Consider the following 1019-nt stretch of genomic DNA (forward strand, 5'->3'; position numbering starts at 1 on the left):
GTCCTGGTTTGCTGGATATTAATGGTTACCGGGTGCATCATCCATTTGATGGGGATGGGATGATTTGTGCGATCGCGTAGCGTGACCTACGGTCAATCGCATTTGATCACGGTCGAGCTCATTTTCGCAATCGGTTTGTACGCACAGAGGGCTTCTTAGCGGAACAGAAAGCGGGGAAACCGGTATATAGAGGAGTGTTTGGCACTCAGAAGCCTGGGGGTTGGTTAGCGAATCTATTTGATATCCAACTTAAAAATATTGCGAATACCAATGTGATCTACTGGGGTGGAAAACTCTTAGCCTTATGGGAAGCCGCTAAACCTTACGGTCTAGACCCCCATACTCTTGAAACCTTGGGTGAAGATAACTTGGATGGAATATTAGCAGGGGGTGAATCCTTTGCTGCTCATCCTTGGATTGACCCTAGTAGTAAGCTTGATGGTGGTCAACCTTGTCTGGTAAATTTCGCGATTCAGCCAGGTCTGTCTAGCAAAATTACTATTTACGAATTGGATCCAACCGGTAAACTATTACGACGTCAGAGTTATAGTGTTCCTGGTTTTGCCTTTATCCACGATTTTGCGATTACCCCAAATTACTGTATTTTCTTCCAAAATCCTGTTAGCTATAATCCCCTTCCATTCCTGTTGGGATACCGAGGAGCTGGTGAGTGTTTGGCATATCAGCCTGAACAACCGACCAGGATTATAGTGATTCCTCGTAAACAGAATACAGAGGAAGTCAAAATCCTAGAAACCTAATCGGGCTTTATCTTCCATCACGCTAATGCTTTTGAACAAGATGGCAAGATTTATGTCGATTCTATTTGCTACAAGTCATTATCAGCAGTAGACGTAGGTAGTGATTTCCGGGAGGTTGATTTTAATGCGATCGCACCAGGGCAACTCTGGCGCTTTAGTTTAAACTTAACTGACAAAACCGTAGGGAGTAAGTTATTAGAAGAGCGCTGTTGCGAGTTTCCTAGCATTCACCCTAATCATGTCGGAAATCCCTATCGC

Annotated in this window: 1 pseudogene; it reads left to right on the top strand. The window is 44.3% G+C overall.

The window, feature by feature from the left end:
* Positions 1–1019, top strand: a pseudogene (locus F6K38_RS43080) (carotenoid oxygenase family protein); the annotation flags it as partial.

Source organism: Moorena sp. SIO3B2, assembly GCF_010692525.1.
Classification (GTDB): Bacteria; Cyanobacteriota; Cyanobacteriia; order Cyanobacteriales; family Coleofasciculaceae; genus Moorena; species Moorena producens.